The 18,332-nt window shown below is 38.0% G+C and carries 7 protein-coding genes; 6 read left to right on the top strand and 1 reads right to left on the bottom strand.

Going from position 1 to position 18,332, the window contains the following annotated elements:
* Nucleotides 1-109 precede the first annotated feature (109 nt).
* Nucleotides 110-3,247, bottom strand: a complete 3,138-nt coding sequence (locus MXE38_RS04585) for a hypothetical protein (RefSeq protein WP_246912506.1) — start codon at nt 3,245-3,247, stop codon at nt 110-112.
* Nucleotides 3,248-4,203: 956 nt separating this feature from the next.
* Between MXE38_RS04585 and MXE38_RS04580 the strand changes: the two genes are divergently transcribed.
* From MXE38_RS04580 to MXE38_RS04555, 6 genes are all read left to right on the top strand, one after another.
* Nucleotides 4,204-4,671, top strand: a complete 468-nt coding sequence (locus MXE38_RS04580) for a GtrA family protein (RefSeq protein ID WP_246912502.1) — start codon at nt 4,204-4,206, stop codon at nt 4,669-4,671.
* A gap of 762 nt (nt 4,672-5,433) precedes the next feature.
* A complete protein-coding gene (locus tag MXE38_RS04575; RefSeq protein ID WP_246912499.1) occupies nt 5,434-9,291 on the top strand; it encodes a hypothetical protein in 3,858 nt (1,285 codons plus the stop codon).
* Between the two features lie 544 nt (nt 9,292-9,835).
* Nucleotides 9,836-13,663: a hypothetical protein gene (locus MXE38_RS04570; protein ID WP_246912497.1), complete on the top strand. Its 3,828-nt coding sequence runs from the start codon at nt 9,836-9,838 to the stop codon at nt 13,661-13,663.
* Nucleotides 13,664-14,181: 518 nt separating this feature from the next.
* Complete coding sequence (locus MXE38_RS04565) at nt 14,182-14,760, top strand: hypothetical protein (RefSeq protein ID WP_246912494.1); 579 nt, start codon at nt 14,182-14,184, stop codon at nt 14,758-14,760.
* Nucleotides 14,757-15,962, top strand: a complete 1,206-nt coding sequence (locus MXE38_RS04560) for an IS3 family transposase (RefSeq protein ID WP_348647358.1) — start codon at nt 14,757-14,759, stop codon at nt 15,960-15,962. Before MXE38_RS04565 ends, MXE38_RS04560 begins: the two co-directional genes overlap by 4 nt.
* A gap of 1,794 nt (nt 15,963-17,756) precedes the next feature.
* Nucleotides 17,757-18,245 (top strand): hypothetical protein, encoded by a 489-nt coding sequence (locus tag MXE38_RS04555; RefSeq protein WP_246912471.1) that lies wholly within the window; start codon nt 17,757-17,759, stop codon nt 18,243-18,245.
* Nucleotides 18,246-18,332: the final 87 nt, after the last annotated feature.

Raw genomic sequence — 18,332 nt, 5'->3', positions numbered from 1 at the left:
ACATAGTAAGAAAAAAATTAAGCTCTGACCCCACTGCCTATCAGGCTATCGCCATTGCTATAGCCAGATCCTGAGCACAAGCCTTAGCTCTCAAGGCAAGGACTAATCATTAATGCTCATCCTTAGAGTTCATTTCTTTGAGCATAGCCCCTAGATCAAAGTTAAAGGAACTGTCATCCCCACTATCATCACTAGCAGTATCAGCCACTATTGGCTCAAAGTTCTTAAAGAAATCATCGTCAAAGACATCAGACTTCTCTGGTAAGGAGGTCTGTGCAGTAGCAGTGCTATTATCCTTAGTTTTACGCTTCAAGCTTAACCTTGTTTTAGCAGTGGCCGAGGCAGGTTCAGTATCTACGCTAGAGTCTACCTTCAAGTCAGGGCCTGCACTATGGTCAGGGCCTGCGCCTAAACTTGCGTCTTTGACTGAGCCTTTGCCTGAGCCTAGGCCAGTGGCCGCTACAGGGCTGGTGCCAATATCAGAGCTTAAGTTGGCCCTTGAGGTGGTGCTTTGCTCTTTGGTGCTGGTGTTTGCCTTGGTGCGTAAGCTTAAGCGGGTGGTGCTCTTAGTATTGTTGGCACTTGGGGTACTTTCTTGCACTGATGGCTCGAGCTTGGCTTCTAAAGAAACATCACTGGCCTTTACAATTAAGTGAGTTTGCTCATTAGGGTTAAGGTCGTCCTTGGTATAAATTAAGAAAGTAGGGGCACAACCTGCATAATAAGCCTGGATAAAGGCAAGATCTAACTTGAGATCTTGATAGGCATCTTTTAAGAAAAGCTTAATGAGCTCAACCATATCATTATAGTTAAATACTAAAAGATCTAAGCATAAGAGATGATCTTTACTATTTTCACTAATACCAATAATGCTAGCAGCTTGATCATGACTGCCATTGAGCTGACCTAACGCAAAAGGCTCTTTACTAAAGCTGTTGTTACGCTGTGGCATAGAGCCGTAGTTAAAGGCCCATAACTCTCTATAGCCGTTATCCTCATTATTAGCTAAAGTTTGGCTCTGTTCTAGCTTACCAATTTCCTGCTGTGCCTGGCTCTGACCTTGGCTATTAGCTGTATTAGGGGTCATAGCCACAGAGGCAATAGCATCGGGTGCTGCTGTAGCAGCGGAGGCTGCTGAGGATGCTGCTAAGGCGGCAGGCAGGAGCTTTTTTAAAGTGCGATGGCGTTTTTGGGCTAGCGCATTTAATTGGGTAGGACTAGAGCTGGTAAGGGTGCCTTGGAGCAATTCATTTAAAGGCTTAACAATGAGCTCGTTGGCTAATTTGCAGTCCCAGGCGCTAATAAGCTTACTGTGGAGGGCTAAATAAAAGAGACCTACACCTGAGCGCTGGGCACAGTTGAGCTTAAAAGGTTGGAGATCTTGAACATTTTCCTTTAAAAATAAAAATGAGTTTATATACTCAATGTCCAAAGTAGGAATTAAGCGCTGGCAATTTAAATAATTTTGGCAGCGGTTAAAGCGCAAGGCATTAGTAAAGCTAAACTCTTTAACGCTAATATGGCTCTTGTGAAGAGCCTCTTCTATAGGCTCGGTAATACCTTCATAACCAATCATGGCATTAGGGCTAGAACACTGATAGCGGATAAAATCATTTACTAAGGTGTGCTTAAACAAATAAGCAATTTGCTCATCAGAGCAATAGTCTGGTAAATCTTCACTATGCTTAAGCTTGCGGCCCAAAGCAAAGCGCTCATAGCCATAGTTAAGAGCATTGGTAAGCAGTATGTCTTGAAAATCGCTAGTATGACCAATACGCTCAGCTTGGATGGCAAGCTGACTCTTAATGGCTGTATTATGAGCTTTTGAAATTGTTAAGGGACTAAACTCAGCTTGTTGTTGTGGATCAACAAAATCATTAGGGTCAAAATGACAAGTTAGATTGTCTTTGAGCTTGGTATTGATAATAGCGCTAAATTTAGTGGCCAAAAGCTTTAATAAACCTAAGCTAGAGCGCACGCTAAATGAGTATTGGTAAGCATCAAAGCTGCCTTTTTGCGGACGTAAATAAACATCAAGCGGCTTTTTAAGAGCGCCTGTACTAATAATGCCCTCAAAACTGCTTGGGTCTAAAGAGCCTAACTCTAAAGATGCGCCAAAAGCAAAATAAGAGCACCAATCATTAAGCGCCTTTTGCAGGGCGACAATAGTGGCGGGATCTCTCACAGGGTTATTGTCTTTTACGTAAAGATTGGTAGCCTTAGAGCGAGATTTAATGCAGTTTTTTATGGCACTTAGGACTTGGCTTTCATATTCGGCAATAATAGTGGCGCTATCATAAGTCAACCCTGTACCTGTAGCATAACTACTAAGGCACTCATGATAGAGGTTAAAAGAAAGTTCATATAAGGCTTTAAACCTATTACCAGGAATACCGAGCCATTGAGGAGTGTCATAAGCCACCTCAAGAGAGCTGCCTTTGCGATTTTGACAATGATTACGATCGATATTCTCAGAGGCGGGGATTACTACTTGGTAAAAATATTGGCTATAGCGTAAATAGTGCAAAGCTAAGGCATCATGACCTTCCATGTAATGCCAGAGACCTTTGAGCAGACAAAAGCCAAAAGAGTGGCGATAGTAGGGAGCAACTTTAAGAAACATGCTCTCTAAATCATGAAACTTGTAAATACAATCAAATAAGAATTGTCCCTTGTTGTTAAGCAACTTACCCTCATGAAATAGAGCATAGGCACCCAAGATAATAGTGCATAAGTAGTTGTAGTTAACAATAGGAATATTGTAGGCCTCGCCTTTATCTTTAAAGGCATTGCCTAAAGTCACTAGATTATTGAAGGTAAATTTAGAGTCTTTTAGGATCTTTTGACCAATAGCTAAACTGTTCTTGGGAATAGCTTGGTACATTTTCAAGGCAGAATCAGCCGCCACAGGCAAGCGTTCAAGCTCATGGTTTTGCTCTAAGATCTTATTAGCTTCAATGCATACAGCGGTATAGTACAAAACATTACTAAACTTACTATCAAGAAAAGTATTGGATAGCTGAGCACGCTCGTGGGCACAAAAGCTATTGCTGTACTTCTCCCCTCGAACCCTCATAAATTGCTCATCATCATCATCCCACAAAATACGGTCAAGCACATCATAAGGGGCTACACTAATTTGCAGGCTCTCTTGCTCACTAGAATCATTATTACTATGTGAGCTAGGAGCAGTGTTGTCGGGTGCGATAGGGGCAAAGTTTTTGGTCAAAAGAGAGCGTGTAGCCACTTTTCTAATCCTTGGAAAATCTTGTAAACAATAATTTAGTGTTCTAACTTACCATAATTTCACAATAAAGACGCAAAAATAAAGCTCAGCAAGCTCAACCCCATCATTTTATCTAACGCAAAAGATCCCCTAACTCTCCAACTAAAACCCATCGCCCCAGCCCTAAACAAAACTTAGTTAAGATGATTAACCAACAAGCTACAGCTATACCCCCTAAAGGTAAAGATGCTAAGTTAATCGTACTGCTTAAGTACAGATAACTAAAGCTTCTCAAGCTTACCTGCAAGCGCACAAGCTTGCACTTCAAAGCATGAGCAAGGCAGAACCTTGCGTTTTGCTACTCTGGCTCTCTCAGGCCTTCAAGGTAAAACCAAATGCAAGAGCAAGAGCAAAAGCAAGAGCTGGGCAAGCTCTCAGCCTTTTACGGCTCTGTGAGTGTGGCAGACACTATGGTGATTGATAGGTCAGGTTCAGAAGTTTAGCAATGAAACTATTAAAAGACCTATCAAGCTTGAGGTAAATTATCAAGCATACAATTTGGCAAGCACGTAAGCACTAAAGGAAGCTGGAAGCTTGGTGAGGTTATATGGTTATAGGGAGCTATAGGGCTGTTGGCAGGAGGTTAGGTTGGTAGGATATAGTTTTGCTGCATGGTAGCTTTTATTGCTTTGGGGGTTCCTGGCATTAATTGCTAACCTGGATTGCCAGATTAGCCTGACTTGCCTGTATGGCTTATATGGCCTGAATAGCCAGATTAGCCTGAGTGGTATGGAGGCTGTTTGCTAATTGAAAAAGGTGAGGGCTCTTTGCTGTCTTTTTGCTAAGAAAAAGAGATTATGCTAGAGAAAAGTGCTATTATATGGGCTTTATCTTAACAAGAGTTAACTTATAGCTTTAGGTTGATAGCACGGCTTTTGTTGGGACAATTATTACTTTGCCACAGGCAAGAGGGACAAATGCTCGATACTCTAATGCACAACAAGCTTTTACAGCAAATTATGCGCTTTGCTCTAGTAGGTGGCTTAGCCTTTGTTATTGATTTTGGCTTATTACTCTTACTTACTGAAAAAGTAGGACTTAATTATCTCACCTCAGCTACTATTTCCTTTATTGTATCGGTGATTGTTAACTATTTACTCAGTATAGCTTGGGTATTTACCGCTCATAAGAATACTAAGAAAACTAAAACTAAGAGTGCTATTCAATTAGTTATCTTTATGGCCCTATCAGTATGTGGCCTCTTGATTAACAACGGCATTATGTACTTTAGTGTAGAGGTGCTTGCTATTAGTTATATCATTGGTAAGTTAGTAGCTACTTTTGTGGTTATGGTATTTAACTTTATTACCAGAAAAATCTTACTTGAAGGTAAGAAGACCAAGGCTCAAGCCATTATAGAGCCATCACACGCATCAGCCATCTAACCTAATATCCTCAGTCATCCATTTTCCAAGGCTAGGCAGCGCTCAGGCCTAGCCCTAAAGCTCTAACCTCCTAACTTCCTTACGTTTTTCCTCCCAAAACAAATCCTACAATCACGGCTTACCAAGGCTCATAAGATGAGCTACCACTTCTTTACAACTTTCCATCAATCCATCTAAGAGCAAAACCATTAAAAGAAATCTCTCTAGTACTGGGTTTCAAAAATTTTGCCCCCTGTTCTAAGGCTACAAAACCTAGAATTTAATAGCTTTAATCATCATTTCATGGGGGTGACGAACTTTTGAAATCTAGTACTAGCATTCAATCCCTGGGCAAATAAGCTTACAAGGCAAATTGCTAATAAGAAGAGCTTTGATTAGTTGGTACATGGCTAACATAGTTTAACTTGTGAACATACATAGGGGAGACAATCAAATATTTACGTTAAATAAGCAACTTTGCTTGCCTCTTGGAGGTCATTTATAGAGGATTGTGGTTGCTTATCCACTAAAGCTACGAATATTTTGATAAATAACCAATTGTCTCCCCTATGTCTGGGTGAACGACATCTTTGTAATATAATGGATTGCTAAAACATTAGTAATTATGATGCAATAGGCTATGAGGCGTAAGTTTGGTAGTAAAGTCTTACTCTTGGAGCGCTTGGCTCATATTAGTAGTACTTTGCAAAGTCGTATGTGCCCTTGTGCCCTTGTGGCTTTGCGCTTGGTAATTAGTTCAATAAGGAAAAGCAGGTAGTTTTTATGAAGTGGTATCAGGCTCATTTAAGAGTTATGTCGCAATTGTTTGAGTTGGGAATTTTCGATGAAGTTAATTCCTGCTATCGCAAGTATTGTCTTGAAGAAACTAAAGATGCTTATGAGCAGCTTTTGGCTTTAGTGATCAACGATGATATAAAACTCTATTGCGAGGCATTGAGTGCTAAAAAGTTAGCTAAAAACGTGCTTACTACAAGCAATATAATGACTTACTACTTTAAGGCAACTGCTTGTTTTGCCATGTTTAAAGCACTGCAAAAGGTCTCTGTAAGTGATTTTGACCGCATTTATGCATCAGATGAGATGCCAAACATGTATTACAAGGTGCTATTTGAGCCAAATGGAGAGCTTAAAAATGATGTCTTAATGCAAGCTGTTAAGTCGCAAACTTTTAAGAGCTCACCTAAAGACTTTGTAGGTGTTTTTGTAAAGTTCGATATTGTCTCATATATTACAAGCAATGCTTTTGCTCTGCCTTCGTTGGCTCCTAATGATAAGGGCCCTTTCTTCTTTAGCATGGGCCAAAGTAAGTTGCAAATTACAATTTCAAGAAGCATGGTGGAGGAATTAATAAAGGCAGAGTCTAAACAGAAAAAACCAAGAATTTTAGCAAGCAAGAATTCAACTGCCAAAGAGGTCAATTATTTTCATATCGATAGCAAGCTAGATTCAGGATTTGGCATGCTAAGAGTTTTTGACCTCTTAGGTATGCATTTATTGTTGGTTGCTCAGCGCCGAAAGTATTTGTTTGATTGCTATCGCAGGGATGATTTGCGCTCTAATTATAAGGCTTTAGAGCACGTTAAGAGCGATGATATTGTGAGCCTGCACAACAAGGCTGTAGTAGCCTGTGGTGTTTTTGATGCACTTAAAAAGAGTATCATTAGCAACGATGGCAAAGTTGTTGATGTTATTGAAGTTGTTAAGAGCTATGTTGCTTGCATTGATGCCTTGTATCAATATCTTTGCTATTTTTGTGATTTGTTTGAAGACTTGGCTCCAAACACAAGTTGTACTAACGAAGATTCTTCTTGGGCGGTAAGTTTCTATTACTATAATTTATATGAGCCATTTAAGCAGTTTTCTCAATTGCAATATAAGTTATTGAACAATGTCAATGATTTGCTGGCTATTGATGTTAGTCTTATTAAGGGAAGAACTGAGCTAGTCTCTTTTGACCAAGAGATTATGGGCAATATTATAGACTTGCTCCGAACAAGTATGTATGACGTTTGTGCTAGTTTTGCACCATCATTTAAGAATGCGCAGCTAAGCCATCCAAGTGTGGTTAATTTTCAAGACATTGTAAATGCTTGTCTCTCTTATGGTTCTGACCTTAATAAAGCAACTCCAACATTGCCTTATCCTATTAAAGTCAACTCTCCATACAATATAGATGATGATGGGGATCCAAGCTTGGTTGAGTCGGATAATAAGAATATCGCTCAGGTTCATGAAAAGCTCGCCTATGATGTAATTAATGATCCTAAGCCAATAAAGTTTAGCAGAAAGCTTAATGGCTATTTCGATATGTTTAGCTTTATGTCTGTCATGGTAGAGCTCTTTAATAATCTTTACTTTAAAAACTTGTTTCTCCTTTCAAGCGAATTAACTTCAAATATCAAGTTACGCGTGGCTTTTGATTTATCTAATTGCGGTGTCGATTGGGAAAAAACTCTATATCCTAGCTATGAAAAGCTGTTAAAAGATGACGATTTTAGTCAATTAATTGAGACTCATAAGGCTTGCTTTGATAAGTTGGTTTTAATACTTGACTTGCAAGGCGAAAGTCACCTTCTCTATGAGGATGGCTATACAGCTAACTTGTTGCGTAAGACTAACAATTACGATCAAGAGTTTGCCGATAGCCTTGAAAGTGGCCATGCTACAAGCGATAAGCCAACTCTAAGCAAAGCTGAGCAAATACTACTTAACAAGACCTGCATTAGCTACCTCCAAGAATGTCATAAGCTATGCCAAATTAACAAAGAGTTAGCTAACAAAAATTCTGAGTTTGATAATTTCTTAAATGAGAAAAATGGCCAATTCATTGCCACAAAAACTCAATTTTTTAGCACGATCTATAATTTGTACTTAGTGCCGCTTAGAGCTTTGAGCCAATACCTAATGCTCAACTTAGATAATGTCCCTGAGGATTTAAAGCAAAGCGTTGGCTTTTCATCAGATAATGAACTATCCAATAAGGTTAGCAATCTTAGATCTTTGTTTGATATCTCATCGAATGAAGCTGCTCAAAGTTTCTATAAATGTTTGTATGAAACCATATTGGTCATGATATCCAAAGACCTTAATAGCCAGCTCAAATTGATCGTTCCTTATTCCTATATAGAAACTAAGCAAGACTTTGCCAAATCTTTGCAAGGTGTGATTGTGATGGGTGGCGAGCAATGTATTTTTAGTAATACTAGCTATATTGTCATGGTTGCCGCTAAGCGTTTATTACAAAGCCACAACTATAATGAAGCCATTCTAAAGCAAATCAGTCAAAACATGCTTTTTGTTAATAGTGCTTTGTCTATGATGCTTGCTCGTTTATCTGGGTGCATACAATATACTATGCTTGCGCTAGTAAAGGACTTTGTACACCAGGTGTTGGCTTTTACCAGAATAAAGCAAGTTGATGAGCACGAGGAGTATTTGAATACTGTCTACAACATGGTGCACAAATTGTTTCAAGTCTGCAATAATAATATAGCTAAAGTTCAGAATTTAAAATCAATGGCTGAGCAAAATAATGCAATGTTGAGTGAGCAGTTTGAATACAAGGAGTATATGTCAGAGATCATTGACGTTTTGTCTATGTTGCAACATCTATTCTCCAAGCTTATGCTCAACTACAGTGGTTTAAAGGACTTCAATAGCGCTATCAATATTGCAAGATGGATTACACTTTATCAAGATCTGCTAGATAATACCCCAAAAGTTCTCCAGTGCATTGATGTAAGTTACTTTAAAAATCTGGGCACAAGCTCAGCTTATTTTTGGCCTTATTTTGATGAGCAAAAGTACATTTCTATTAATCAGGATTATCTTAACCATGTTGTGGAGTCTGCTGGCGAGCGCTTAACGAAACCTCAATTGTCCGTGGTTAATCATTTCTTTGGTGAAGAACTTGCTTTCTTTGTAAGAGATGAGGATGAATCGTTTTATGAAGATGAAGATGATGACTTCTTCTTCTCCAGATATTTCCGTCGTGGGCCTCGTGAAAAAGCTCTTACTAAAACCAATATGCGCATGGTTAATTTAGTAATGGAAAAAATGCGTCAGCTCGATGATGTGGAGTTGCATCAGCTTTTAAATCTCGAAAGCCAGAAAATTGCAACACAAATTGTTGACTCCTCAACCTCTAGCTCTACAGCTAAGGCAAAAGCCAAAGCTAAGGCTAAGGCCACCACAGCCAAGATCAAGACTGCCACCACTAAGAGCAAAGCTACAGTATCTGCCAAGAGCAAAGCCCAAAAGGCAGCCACTAAAGACGCAGCCGCAGCCGCAGCCGATGTAATTAGTGAGCCTCTTGATGCTATTGAGGCTGAGACTAAGGCCGAGCCTAAAGCTAAAGCTAAAGCTAAGACCACTCGCTCTAAGGCCCAAAAGGACGAAGAAGCTTCTGAGAAAAAAACTAAGGCTAAGATCACCACTAAGGCCACCGCTACTAAAAGTAAGGCTAAAAAGGTAGCCACCACAAGCGCTAACGAAGCTACTGCGACAGCTGACTCTGCCGAGGTTACTGAGGCTAAGCCAAAGAAAAAGGCTGCTACAGCACGTGCTACTAGCAAAACAAGTTCTAGCACTCGTGCTAAAAAGAGCCCAGCTAAGAGCTAAATAACTTTGTAGGTTAGTATTAAAAAGCTTAGATCTTGATAAGGTCTAAGCTTTTTTGATGTAAGGGATTAGAAGTATGCCCATTTTAGGCTTAATTATGTTTTTTGTTGTGTAGGCTTGCCTGCCAAAATAAGTGATAGCCTGATTTAGTGAGCTAAAAGTTAAAGAACGCTGCTCATATAGGCGGTTTTAGAGTATGGAGGAGACAGTATAGGTATTTTGGCCATCATATGTGCTAGTAAAAGGTTCAAAAGTTCGTTTACCACTATATCAGCCTTGTAAATATATGCCCTGAGGCAGGCTGACTGGAGCTTGTGGTAGGACAGTAAAAGAACTTTCAGAAAGTAGCTATTATTGGGATATTGATTTAAATAGTTGTGAAAGCTTTCTAGGCATTAACCAATATGGCAAAATAGTTAGGTATTTGGCTAAAAGCATAGTCTTTGATGGAGCATAGGGATGCCAAGTCGGTCACGGCAATAAGATTTTGTGCCTTTATGCTCTTTAATTATTTCAGTTAACAAGTAAGCTGCAGGTAGTTTTTATGAAGTGGTATCAGGCTCATTTAAGAGTAATGTCACGTTTGTTTGAGTTGGGTTTATTCGATGAGGTTAATGCCTGCTATCGCAAGTATTGTCTTGAAGGAACTCCAAGTGCTTATGAGGAGTTTTTGAATTTAGTGGTTAAGGGTGATGTTAAACTCTATTGCGATGCCTTGAATGCCGAAAAGTTAGCTAAAAATGTTCTTAAAACCAACACTATTGTGACTTATTACTATAAGGCAGTTGCTGGTTTTGCTATGTTTAAAGCACTGCAAGATGTTGATGGTATTAAATTACACTACGTAGCTGCTATCGAGGAGATGCCTGCTTGTTGCTACCAAGTATTATTTGAGCCTAATGGGGAACTTAAAAGTGATGTCCTTGCTAATGCTGTTAAAAAGCAAGCTTTTAATGGCTCACCTAAAGGCTTTGTAGGTATTTTCATACGTTTTAACCTTAAGTCTTACCTAATTAAAAATAATTTTATCCTCTCTAGGCTAACTGATTTTGATAGTTTTGATGATGAAAAACTTATTTTTACCAGTGAACTAGCGCAAGATACCATTGCAGAATCATATTATGGACAATCCATATCGGTCAATGCTGGAAATAAAGCCCAAAGCTCAGTACCTAAGAGTACTTTAACCTCTAAAAAGATTAATTATTTTAATATCGATAGCAATCTAGATTCAGGTTTTGGTTTACTAAAAGTTATTGATCTTTTAGGCATGAATTTATTGCTAGTTGCCCAGCGCCGTCAGTATCTGTTTAATTGCTTTAGATGTGATGATTTGCGGTCTAATTATAAGGCTTTAGAGCTTGTTAATAGCGATGATCTAGTGCGCTTGCATGACAATGCTGTATTAGCTTGCAGTGATTTTGAGTCAGCACGAACAGAGCTTCTTAAGAGTAATGGCCAATTTAGCTACATTAATACCTTAGTTAAGGCTTATGTTGTGCGCAATAATGCCTTATATCAATATATTTGCTATTTTTGCGATTTGTTTACTCGCTTAAAGCCTAATTATCATTGTACTAACAAGGATAATAGTTGGGAGGTTGAGTACTACTATTTCAATCTCTATGAGCCTTTTATGCAGCTTTCTTATTTGCAAGTTAAATTGTTTACCAATGTTAGTAACTTACTTGGTCTTGATCTGAATCTAATTAAGGGTCTTGCTGAACCTATCTCTTATGATAAAGAGATTATTAACGTTGTTGTAGAATCCCTGCCAACAAATATTTATGAGGTTTGTGCGCATTTTTCACCATCATATAAGAATACAAAATTGAGCCATCCTCGTTCTGTAAATTTTGCAGACATTGTTAGTTCTGTCATGTCTTATGGCCCAAGCCTTAATTATGCTACACCAACATTGCCTTATCCAATTAAAGAAGAATCTGTCTTTGATATAGATGATTGTGGTGCCCCAAGTTGGCTTCAACGTGATTTGTATAAGCTATCAGATGTCCATGAACTGCTAGCTTATGAGGTAATTAATAATCCTCAGCCAATAGTCTTTAGTAGAAAGCTTAATGTTTACTTTGACATGTTCTGTGTAGTATCTAACCTAGTAGAGCACTACAATGATTTTTACTTAAAGTCAATTTGTAATGCTAATACTAAGCTGATGTCAGACCCTAAGGTGAGATTTGCTTTTGACTTATCTTATTTAGAAAAGTATGTAGTCAAAAATCTTTATCCTACTTATGAGAAGTTGTTAAAGGATGAGACTTTCCAAGCATTGATTGAGTGTCATCAAGCTTGCTTTGATCATTTATTATTAATTTTAGACTTGCAAGGCGACATTCATCTTCTCTATGAAGATGGCTATATGGCCAACATGTTGCGCAAGACTAATAAATACGATCAAGAGCTTGCTGATAGCCTTGCTACAGGTCATGCTTCAAGCAATAGACCATCTCTTACCAAAGCAGAGCAGCTACTCCTTAATAAGAGCTGTATTAGCTTCATACAAGCTTGCAATGAGATTTGTCAAATTAGCAAAGAGTTGGCAAATAAAACAACTGAGATAGACAACTTTATCTCTAAAACATTCAAAACTTTTATTGCTAGTAAGTCGCTAGTAGTTAATAGCATAAACAATGTATGTTCGATTCCTATTATGGTTTTAAGTCAATATGCGTTAATGGACTTAGAGAATGTCCCTGAGGAATTAAAGTTAAAAGTTGCTGACTCAGTAAAAAACGATCTGACTGATGATGGTATGGCAGAGAGTGAGTTAACACGAAATTTCTATAAGTGTGTGCATGAAACATTTTTGGCTGTATCGGCTAAAGATATGTACAGCTTTATCAAATGTGCTATTCCATATATCAATTTAGCCACTAAAGAAGATTTTGTCCAATCTTTACACAATTTGTGTTTGATTTTTAATAGGAACTCGCTACTAAGAAATTTCAATTATGTTGTCATTATTGCATATAAGCGGTTTTTGCAAACCTATGCTAATGAGCAAGCTATAAATAAGCACATTTGTAGTAACCCTTTCTTTGTTAATAGCATTTTGAATTTAATGCTTAAGCCTTACTCCCTAACCCTAAAATACGATTTGATTGCGTTAGTCAAGTATTTTGTAAGGACGGTGTTGTATTTTACTAGAGTGAAGCAAGTTGAAGAGTACCAAGACTGTTTGAATACTACCTACAACATGGTGTTCAAGTTAGCTAAGTTCTTGAGTTCTAATCTTGCAAAAATTCGTAATTTAGATGCACTAATTTGGCAGGGCAATGTGTTGCTCAGTGAACGTTTCGAATACAAGTCATATCTTTCTGAGATAGTTGACCTGTTTACTATGTTAGAAAGTCTGTGTCTTAAATATAAGAACTTAGACTCAGAGTTAGGTTCAATAATGAATTATTGTGGGATTGCAAGATTTCTTAAATTGTATAAGGATCTGTTAGAGGATACCCCTAAAGTTCTTCAATGCCTAGATGTCAAATTTTTTGAAAATCTTGGCACTCCTAACCATATGGAAATTCCTTATTTTAATGAAGATGACTATGTCTCTTATACCGCCAATTACAATAACTTTATAATGGCATTATGTGGTGAGCGCTTATCACATAATCAATTGGATGTTGTTGATTATTATTTTGGAGAAGAAGTTTTTTCTATTATTAAATCAGAAGATAATGCATACTATGGAGAGGCAGAGGAAGAATTCTTTTTCTTTGCTTTTTCACGTCGTAGACCTCATGAAAAAGGCCTCACTAAAACTAATATTCGCATTATCCATTTAATAATGGATAACATGCGCTTACTTGATGATGAGGAATTGCATCAATTTTTAAATCTGGAAAGTCAAAAAATTGCAACGGAATTTGTTGATTCCTCTTCTTCTACCACTAATGGCAAACCAAAAGCCAAGGCTGCCTCAAAGAGCAAGTCTGCCACCACTAAGAGCAAAGCCATAAAGGCAATTGCCTTAGAGTCTTCTGAAGGCGATGCTTGTGCCGATGCGGTTATCGAAGCCGAGCCAAAGCCTAAAGCTAAGTCTAAGGCCACTCGTGCTAAGGCAAAGAATGCGCAGCAGGCTGATGTCGTTGATGATACAACCGAGATTAAGTCTAAGCCAAAAGCTAAAAATGCAACTAAGGCCACTACTACTAAAGGTAGAGCTAAAAATCTAGCTGCTACAGCTTCAACTGAGGCTAAAGCTGACGAGGCTATTGAGGCTGCTAAGGACGCTCAAACCAAGCCAAAGAAACAGGCTACCAGAGCCAAGAAGACAGCTACAGCTGGGGCAACAACAACAACAACTACTACTACTACTAGCAGAGCAAGTTCAAGCACTAGTGCAAAATAGAGCACTGCAAAGAGCTAAATGACCATGTAGGTTAATATCCAAAAGCTTAGATCTTAAAAAGGTCTAAGCTTTTTTGATTTAATGGATTAGAAGTATGCCCATTTTAGGCTTAATTATGTTTTTGTTGTGTAGGCTTGCCTGCCAAAATAAGTGATAGCCTGATCTTGAGTTCCCGTGTTGTTTTTAGGGCTACATATTTATCATGTTAAATTTATACCTTGTTAAACCCCTTGTTTATCACAAACTTAAAAAAATAAGGTTGTGACAAACTATAAGTTTCTCTTTAGCATTCTTGCGAGTTACTGTTATAGATAAGTCCTCAGAAGGAGACATCCTTTTACCTGTAGATATGTCATACTGATATGTACCATACTTGCGTGATTTAAATATCAGTCTATTCTTATCTATAACACGACCTAAGGCATTATACGCCATAATATAAATATAGACGTTAGCTGCGACATCTTTTAAGAAGCATCGGTTAAAATACATGCTCTTTCTTTAAGGTAGTTATCATTATGGGTAAGAAGCGAAATTACACCCCTGAAACAATTCAGCAAATTGTGGACTTACATAAGAGCGGTCTTTCTGTACCAGCAATTGCTGAAAAACTAAGTCTTCCTTATACTTCAGTTCGTGCAATTCTGATTAGAGGCAGTATTAACGAGCCAGCTCCTCTACCTTTAAACACTAAAGATATCGAGGAGGCTTACAGCTTTTACAATTACTGTCAGATATCAGGTTTTGATTCTGAGGCAACCGCTATTTTCTGTAGACAGCGTCAGCTATCTATTGATGAGTTAAAGAAATTTGGCAGTTGGTACAAATTAACTATGACTGTTGTTAGCAAGGCTCATCTTGAAGATAAAAACAGTCAGTTCAAGGCTTTAACTAATGAGATTGCTCTCTACAAGCAGAAAAGTTGTGAGTATGAGAAAGCCTTGGCTCAATATGCTTGTGAAAAGTTGAATTTTAAAGAGCGCCAGTTGGAAAGCCAGAAAGAGATCAAAGATCTTAAAGCGGCCAATAAATCACTCCAACAAGTTGAAGTCGAGCTTGAACTAATAAAAAAAGTTCAAGCGATCTTGGGTCAATAATAAGTGAACGTTGCGGCCACGTTGTTTCAACTCAAGATCGCCAAAAAATCGTGAAGCTTATTCAGGAAGCAACACAAAAAGGATTGCCTTTAAAGAAAGCCTGTAAAGCTCTTGGCATATCTGATTATCGATACTATTCATGGCGCAATAATCCTGAAGGCTCTGATTTGCGCTGTAGTCCTGACCGTAAAAAGCCAGACAACAGTGTTACTAATAAGCAAACAGCTATGGCCCTTACCGCAGAAGATGTTGAGTTTATAAAGGAAGAGCTTCTTAAACCTGAGAATTCTACAAAAAGTATCTCTCAGATTTACTACTCCTTACTTGATGATAATATTGTTGTCGGTTCTTTACGTAGTTGGCAAAGATATGCTAAAGATCTTGGTTTATCTAATCCTAACCGAAGGGAAAAGAGCAAATCCAAGCCACAGAAAGTTGATGTTCCAGAAGGTGCAAGAAGAAAAGCTCTGGTAGCTTCAGCTAAGAATAAAGTTTGGGTTTGGGATATCTCAACCTTTAAGATGAACAACAACAATACCGATGTTTATCTTTTTGCGGTTATGGATTTATATAGTCGCAAGTTGATCAATTGGCGCTTTTATCAAAGTATGCATGCTGATTTAGCTGTTGAGTTTTTTAGAGAGTCTTTCGAAAAAGCCTCTATTAGTGCTGAGTCTGGACTGTTCATACATTCAGACAATGGTGGCCCTATGAGAGCTAAACAAACTGTTGATTTGTTTAAAGAGTATGGTGTTGGCTTCACTTATAGTAGGCCGCACCATAGCAATGACAATCCTCATATTGAATCATTGTTTGATACTTTAAAGAATTTTTATGGTCTCAAATTGTATAACTGTTATTCTTTAGAAGCTGCTAACCTGGTTCTTGATGATGTAGCTCATAAGTACAACTATGAGTATTATCATAGCGGCATTGAGTATTCTTTGCCTGGCATTAGATACGATTCTCCTGAAGATGAAGCTAAGCTTATGGAGCAACGAAATAAGACTTATCAGGACTACAAAAATAAGCATCCTGAACGTTTTAGGTTTGTTGACAAAGTGCGAGAATTTAAAGTTGCAGGTGAGCAATTACTTAACCCAACTGAGGAAATGGTTAACGCTGCGGTTAAAGCAAACTCGGGATGTTTGTCTAGGAATCTTTCCTATATGGCGAACATGATGGCTAAAAGGAAAGGCTAGTACTATAACGCCTACAGCGTTGTACTTTCCTTTAAAGTAACATATGGTTTGTTTTGAATAATTTGATGCTTAGATCGTCATTTGCACTACCGCTGATTTTCGCCTTGGCCTCGACATGCAAAGCATGTCGATAGCCCCACGAGAATCTTGCCCTAACAACCTTCGCCCTAGAGGTGATCTCAAATATTGCACTTTAGGGAATCTTAGGTTAGCTAGTGGCAATTAGCACTTAGATCGTAATTTGCACTGCCGCTGATTGTCGCCTTTGGCCTCGATATGCAACGCATGTCGATAGTCCCACGATAGTCTTGCTCTAATGCTTTCTTATGAGTTTTAGTCAGTGCATAAGCTGATTATTTTGGTTGTTGTTAATAGTTGAGTCTTTTGAGTTATTCGTAGTATCAAAAGGCTTTTGAGCAAGTGTTATTTGGGCAACTACATGCTTGCTTGAATGTGTTTATATCCTGTGTCACTACTAAGGCCCTACGCTTGGGAAACACAGACTGAGCTTACTTAGTGGTTACTGCTGTCACGCTTTCAAGCTAAGCTGAGCAGAGCTTAGCTGATTCAGCAGTTATAAATAGCGTTTTGTGTAGGCGCAAGCAATATTGCTTGATTATTAATTAACCAGTTGTTTAAATCGTTTGAGACTAATGTAATGGATTCTAGTTAATTTATTTTTAGCACCTGGTGTGAGGGCTGATACATCATAGCACACCCAATTTTTTTGATTATTATTGTTTATTTTTGAGGTTGTATTATGACTTGATTCGTATTTTGACCTAAAGGTCAAAACACTACAAACGCTTAGCAGCGTTTGTTAAGGTCAAATAGCGCAGGAGTTTGACTATTACTACGAGTTTATCTTGAATAACTGCTCATTATTCAGGGCCATTATTTATTTTTCATTAGTGAGCATGTTTTTTTTGATTTTTTATCGAGATCTCTCTTGACGTACATCGTGAGATACATTTGCGCTTTTACGCACGGACATCCTTAATCTACCGTACTCAATACCATTAATTTTATTATATTCTATGAACATTTGTATGTAGCCCTAATTATTTAGGGCTACATTCTATAAAAACTTATAGTTTATCACGACCTTATTTTTTTAAGTTTGTGATAAACAAGGGGTTTAACAAGGCATAAATTTAACATGATAAATATGTAGCCCTAAAAACAACACTGGAACTTAAGCTGATTTAGTGAGTTAAAAGTTAAAGAACGCTGCTCATATAGGCGGTTTTAGAGTGTGGAAAAGGCAGTATAGGTATTTTGGCCGTCATAGGTGTTAGTAAAAGGTTCAAAAGTTCGTTTACCAATATATCTGCCTTAAGGATATCTGCGCTGCGACAGCTAGGCTGGCTGGCAGGTAGGTAGGCGGGAAGGAGCTTGGGGTAGGACAGTAAAGGGACTTTCAGAAAGTTTCTCTAGTGGCGCTGTTGGTTTGATTTGATTTTATTAGTTGTGAAAACTTTCTTGGCATCAATCAATATGGCAAAATAGGTTTCATGAAAAATCATGTGGGATCCATTTGAGTGGCTGCATTAATGGCTTATCAGACAATGGTAATAATGGCACCAATAGCTTTCATAAGAGTTAACATTTTTTCATCACAGAGTGATTAATCTGTTGATCTCACAACATTTTTACTTTAACAAAATTGTTAGTTTTTTACGGACGAGCATTGTATTTGATGGGAAATTTAATAGGCAAAGTAGTACTTGATAGTGAGATTTAGTGCTACGGTTCTATTTAATTCATTCAATAAGTCAACAGCGGGTAGTTTATATGAAGTGGTATCAGGCTCATGTAAGAGTTATGGCTCATTTATTTAAGTTGGGATTATTCGATAAGGTTAATACCAGCTATCGCAACTTTTGTATGGAAAGCAATCCTAGCGCTAAAGATCAACTTATAGAGTTAGTGAGCGATGAAGATATTAAGCTATATTGCGAGGCATTGAGTGAAAAGAAATTAGCTGGCAATAAGCTCACAACCCAAAATATAGTGAATTATTACTATAAGGCAACTACATGTTTTGTCATGTTTAAAGCGCTGCAAAAGGTGGCAGGTAAAAAACTAGCAAAACTTTCTGTCATTGATGACATGCCTAATGAGTGCTATCAAGAGTTGTTTGTGCCTAATGGACAGATCAATGATGATGTCATCATTAAGGCCTGTACAAAGCAAGATTTTACTTACTCTCCAAAAGAGTTTGTAAGTTCTTTCTTAAATTTTCCACCTGTACGGACGACGAATTCACTTTTCAAGCCGTAATTAACAAAAAAAGTGTGTTTTGTCAAGCCATTGTAGATATAGCGTAGAGAGCTATGACTATGCTGCCATTAGATCTACTTCATTGCA

Origin of the sequence: Anaerobiospirillum sp. NML120448 (assembly GCF_023050945.1) — a bacterium.
Classification (GTDB): domain Bacteria; phylum Pseudomonadota; class Gammaproteobacteria; order Enterobacterales; family Succinivibrionaceae; genus Anaerobiospirillum.
The sequence above is the reverse complement of the archived record's forward strand: the minus strand, read 5'-3'. Positions and strand labels throughout refer to the sequence as shown.

Bases quoted from the DNA above. Each gene is read 5' to 3' on its own strand.
- MXE38_RS04580 (WP_246912502.1), top strand. From the start codon at position 4,204: ATGCTCGATACTCTAATGCACAACAAGCTTTTACAGCAAATTATGCGC.
- MXE38_RS04575 (WP_246912499.1), top strand. From the start codon at position 5,434: ATGAAGTGGTATCAGGCTCATTTAAGAGTTATGTCGCAATTGTTTGAG.
- MXE38_RS04570 (WP_246912497.1), top strand. From the start codon at position 9,836: ATGAAGTGGTATCAGGCTCATTTAAGAGTAATGTCACGTTTGTTTGAG.
- MXE38_RS04565 (WP_246912494.1), top strand. From the start codon at position 14,182: ATGGGTAAGAAGCGAAATTACACCCCTGAAACAATTCAGCAAATTGTG.
- MXE38_RS04555 (WP_246912471.1), top strand. From the start codon at position 17,757: ATGAAGTGGTATCAGGCTCATGTAAGAGTTATGGCTCATTTATTTAAG.